Genomic DNA, 946 nt, shown 5'->3' with positions numbered 1-946 from the left:
CTATAATTAGGCCATTAAATTTGTAAAACTCTAAGAGATTTGAGGAGTGTACTTATGGCCCGGAAGCGTTATTCGGATGAAGACGTTTTGCGTTTATTACGTGAGATTGAGTTAAATTTAGCAAGTGGAAGCGATGTTGCGTCTGCATGTCGTTCTGCTGGTGTAAGTGATGCGACTTATTACAATTGGCGTAAGCGGTTTGGTGGCATGGCAAAAAGCCAGTTATCCGAGATGAAAGCTCTTGAGAAAGAAAACGGTCGGCTCAAAAAGATTGTGGCTGAGTTAGAACTCGACAAATTGATCCTGAGGGAAAGTTTGGATTTTTTAAAACCCAAGGTCTGAGCGTAGACCAGCTACGTCAGGCCGTTATTTACACACGCCAGAAGTTGAGAACATCTGAACGGCGCACATGTCGTATTGTTGGTGTATCCCGTAGCACGCAGCAATACAGATCAGTAAACAAAGATAATGATGAAGTTTTACGTTTGGCTATGATCCGGCTTGCGAAGAAGTATGGTCGATATGGCTATCGCATGATCGCCCAGCTCCTGCAGGTTGAAGGCTGGCAAGTCAACCTACAAGAAAGTAGAACGTTTATGGCGTGAGGAAGGCCTTCAACTTCCGCACAGGCATAAAAAACGCAAACGACTTTATCACAAAGACAGCTCTGTCATTCGCCTGAGAGCTAAATATCCAAACCACATCTGGGCGATTGACTTTGTCCACGACAAGCTGAGTAATAACCGTCCCTACAAAATGTTGACGGTATTAGATGAATATACCCGTGAGGCATTATGTGTGGCTGTAAACACTAAAATGGGTGCTGAGGAAGTTATTGAAGCCTTATTCCCACTATTTCTCAAGCATGGGAAACCAGAACATATTCGTTCTGACAATGGACCGGAATTCATTGCTGAGAAACTTCAGGCCTGGCTGCTGAAGGCTG

General features: G+C 44.2%; 2 protein-coding genes. Both read left to right on the top strand.

What is annotated here, in order from left to right:
- The first annotated feature begins 54 nt into the window (after positions 1-54).
- Positions 55-342, top strand: a complete 288-nt coding sequence (locus tag AB2J24_RS19835; protein ID WP_367386810.1) for a transposase — start codon at positions 55-57, stop codon at positions 340-342.
- Between the two features lie 213 nt (positions 343-555).
- Positions 556-946, top strand: a 391-nt coding sequence (locus AB2J24_RS19830; protein ID WP_367386809.1) for a DDE-type integrase/transposase/recombinase, incomplete at its 3' end; no start/stop codon positions are given.

Origin of the sequence: Lentilitoribacter sp. EG35 (assembly GCF_040784015.1) — a bacterium.
Classification (GTDB): Bacteria; Pseudomonadota; Alphaproteobacteria; order Rhizobiales; family Rhizobiaceae; genus Lentilitoribacter.
Note: the sequence above shows the minus strand (reverse complement) of the source record. Positions and strands in the feature narration are given on the sequence as shown.

Bases quoted from the DNA above. Each gene is read 5' to 3' on its own strand.
- AB2J24_RS19835 (WP_367386810.1), top strand. From the start codon at position 55: ATGGCCCGGAAGCGTTATTCGGATGAAGACGTTTTGCGTTTATTACGT.